Here is a 3,284-nt window from a genome sequence, read left to right on the forward strand (position 1 = left end):
GATACCGTGCCGGCCACTCTCCCTCGCGGGTGCGGACACACCAGTGATAGCTACGGCCTCTTTCCCCGCGCGCACCCAATCTTAAGCCGAGCACTTGTTTGCTGCGCGACAGCGCAGCGTCGGCGACGCGGCGGGGACTCCCTCGCCACAAAAGCCCCGCATCACCCATCTCGTAACAAAACCCTATACAATGTGCGCCCTTTTGCCCTCCTGATACCCAAGGAACCTTAGTGAGCACGTTGCCTCCCTGCCCGAAATGCAATTCCGAATACACCTACGAAGACGGCACCCAACTGGTCTGCCCGGAGTGTGCCCACGAGTGGTCCGCCAGCGGCGAAGTTGAAGCGGCGTCCGACGACACTGTGAAGAAAGATTCGGTCGGCAACGTCCTGCAGGACGGCGACACCATCACCGTGATCAAGGACCTCAAGGTCAAGGGCACCTCACTGGTGGTCAAGGTCGGCACCAAGGTCAAGAACATCCGCCTGTGCGACGGCGACCACGACATCGACTGCAAGATCGACGGCATCGGCCCGATGAAACTCAAATCCGAGTTCGTCAGAAAAGTCTGATCCTGCTGTATTCCATCCCATGCCCCGCGTGTGGGATGGCGCTTCACCCTCCCCGCCTTCAGCCCTAATTCCCGGGCGTTAGCCAGGTGCCAGCCGTCTTGAGCTACCACAACCCATCGTCAGAAAAACAAGCGGAACACCAATAGAGACTTGCTATTTAGCGAATAAGAATTATTCTCATCGAACCCATCAAGGAGATGAGAACCATGACTTATTTGATCGATGCCTGGCTGGACCGCCCACATCCCTACCTCAGGATCCTGCATCGGGAAACCGGGGAAGTCTGTGCAGTGCTTGAAGAAGAAGCCTTGAACGAGCTGCAGGACCAAGGGGACCTGGACCTCAACAGCCTCAATTCCAGTGAGCCACTGGTGCTCAAGGAACTGGTACGTAATCTGTTCCTGTTCTGCTATGCTCGGGCGTTGCGCCCTGCGGGTGATTTCAGCGGCAGGTTTCACGGATGAGTATAAATAACCTGTGGGAGAACCTGTGGGAGCGAGCTTGCTCGCGATGGCGGTGCGTCAGCAACGAGGATGTCGACTGACTATCCGCTTTCGCGAGCAAGCTCGCTCCCACAGTTTTTTGTCCGACTGTAAAAACCGGACAGGGTCTTACAGGACGTCCAACAACTCGACGTCGAACACCAGCACGCTGTGCGGTGGAATGCTGCCAACGCCTTGAGCGCCGTAGGCCAGTTCGCTCGGCACGTACAGGCGCCATTTGCTGCCGGCGTTCATCAGTTGCAGGGCTTCGGTCCAGCCTGGGATCACGCCGCCTACCGGGAATTCGGCTGGCTGGCCGCGATCGTAGGAGCTGTCGAACACGGTGCCGTCGATCAGGGTGCCGTGGTAGTGGGTACGCACCTGGTCTTCACGGGTCGGCTTGGCGCCTTCACCCTGGGTCAGCACTTCGAATTGCAGGCCGGAAGCCAGGGTGGTGATGCCTTCACGCTTGGCGTTTTCCGCCAGGAACGCACGGCCTTCGCCAGCAGCGGCTTCAGCCTTGGCGGCTGCTTCGGCTTGCATGATTTCACGAATGACCTTGAAGCTGGCAGACATCTCGTCCTGGCCCACACGGCTTGGCTTGCCGGCGAACGCGTCAGTCAGGCCGGCCAGGATCGCGTCCAGGTTGACACCCGGTGGCGGGTTGTCGCGCAGTTGGTCGCCCAACTGACGGCCGATGCCGTAGCTGACGCGGGTTTCGTCGGTGGACAGGTTAACTTCGGACATGATGCTGCTCCGCTGTGCGGACGGCTCGAGAAGTTGCCGTGTGTGCCACAGCGCATCCCGGAGCGCCCGGAACCAAAAGGGCGAGCAGACTAGCACAGATGCCACGGCGGGTGACGAGCCCTCGCGCCAAAGTGCGGCGCCGGAAACGACAACGCCCGCCTGTGGCTCTACAGGCGGGCGTTGCATCAGCGCGGTCGACAGACCTCAGTGCTTGGTCAGTTTGTCCAGGTAGCCCATGGCAAACGCCGAGACCACGAAGGTCATGTGGATAATCACGTACCACATCAGGTGGTCGGGATCGACGTTCTTGGCGTCCATGAAGATGCGCAGCAGGTGGATGGACGAGATGGCCACGATCGAGGCGGCGACCTTCATCTTCAGCGACGAAGAGTCCATGGTGCCCAGCCAGTTGAGCTTTTCCTTGTCGTCGGCGATATCCAGCTGCGAAACGAAGTTCTCGTAGCCGGAAATCATCACCATCACCAGCAGGCCGCCCACCAGCGCCATGTCGATCAACGACAGCAGCACCAGGATCAGATCGGACTCGGCCATGGAAAACACGTTGGGGATGACGTGGAAGACTTCCTGGAAGAATTTCAACGCCAAGGCCAGCAGGCCGAGGGACAGCCCGAAGTAGATCGGCGCCAGCAGCCAACGGGAGGCGTACATTGCGTTTTCGATAAAGCGTTCCATTGAATCTCACACCTGGGCTGAAAAATCGCGGCGAGTATATCAGCCATGACCAGCCCCACAAATGCCGGGCCCCTCCCTGGTCCCCGCCTTGTGTCAAAACTTTACTGCCACTGCCCGTGCGGTGCCAGCTTTCAATGCAGCGGACGAAACTCGAAGCCGCCGACGTTGCGACAACGGCCTCCATTGATTTCACGCAGTTGGGCCTGCATGTGCAAGGACCAGATCTGCGGGTCATCGGCCAGCTCATAGCCGTGCAAGGTCAGGCTTTGCACGATGGTATCGAGGATGGATTCGGCGGCAGTCGGGCCGGGGAATGGCCCTTGGGCCTTGATGGCGGAGGGTTGTTCGCCCGCCATTCCGGCGGCGAAGAGCAAGGTCCACATACCGGTATCTCCCGCCAGCGGGCGGATGGCGCATTCGATACGGGTGACAAGGCCCAGGCATTGACGAGTGAGGCAAAGGTTGCGCGACATGGCGGCGCCCCTCGGTAGATCCGGTATTCAGTCTCGGGAGGAGACTGTTTCGATCCAATGATGACTCTCGTTATCCTTGAGCTGAGGATAGAAGAAAAGTTCCGGCCCCACGGCTTTTCGAGACCAGAATGCGCCGAGCGGTCACAGTGTGAATATTGACGCCAAAGTGGTGGCGCTTTTTAGCGATAATCCACAAAACAGTGTGGGAGCGAGCTTGCTCGCGATAGCGGTGTGACAGTCCATCAAAACCTTACTGAAACTGAGCGATTCCCCTCAAGCTAGGCCCCCAAAGCGTCTGAAAATCACCGGTGGCGGGG

Annotated in this window: 5 protein-coding genes; 2 read left to right on the plus strand and 3 right to left on the minus strand. The window is 59.2% G+C overall.

What is annotated here, in order from left to right; all coding sequences use genetic code 11:
• The first annotated feature begins 230 nt into the window (after positions 1-230).
• Together HGO40_RS30265 and HGO40_RS30270 are read left to right on the plus strand one after the other, a co-directional pair.
• Positions 231-572 carry a zinc ribbon domain-containing protein YjdM gene (locus HGO40_RS30265; RefSeq protein ID WP_139649853.1) on the plus strand — a complete coding sequence of 114 codons (342 nt, stop codon included), beginning with the start codon at positions 231-233 and terminating at the stop codon, positions 570-572.
• Positions 573-778: 206 nt separating this feature from the next.
• Entirely contained in the window at positions 779-1,036 is a 258-nt protein-coding gene (locus tag HGO40_RS30270; RefSeq protein WP_053125388.1) for a PA4570 family protein, read from the plus strand.
• A gap of 147 nt (positions 1,037-1,183) precedes the next feature.
• On the opposite strand, the gene bamJ is transcribed toward HGO40_RS30270, so the two are convergent.
• From bamJ to HGO40_RS30285, 3 genes are all read right to left on the minus strand, one after another.
• A complete protein-coding gene (gene bamJ, locus HGO40_RS30275) occupies positions 1,184-1,801 on the minus strand; it encodes a BamJ family beta-barrel-assembly machinery protein (RefSeq protein ID WP_186709820.1) in 618 nt (205 codons plus the stop codon).
• A gap of 204 nt (positions 1,802-2,005) precedes the next feature.
• Entirely contained in the window at positions 2,006-2,494 is a 489-nt protein-coding gene (locus HGO40_RS30280; protein ID WP_250966034.1) for a TIGR00645 family protein, read from the minus strand.
• Positions 2,495-2,625: 131 nt separating this feature from the next.
• A complete protein-coding gene (locus tag HGO40_RS30285) occupies positions 2,626-2,967 on the minus strand; it encodes a PA4575 family protein (RefSeq protein WP_013694243.1) in 342 nt (113 codons plus the stop codon).
• Positions 2,968-3,284 lie beyond the last annotated feature (317 nt).

This window comes from Pseudomonas sp. CG7, assembly GCF_023701885.1.
GTDB lineage: Bacteria > Pseudomonadota > Gammaproteobacteria > Pseudomonadales > Pseudomonadaceae > Aquipseudomonas > Aquipseudomonas zanjanensis.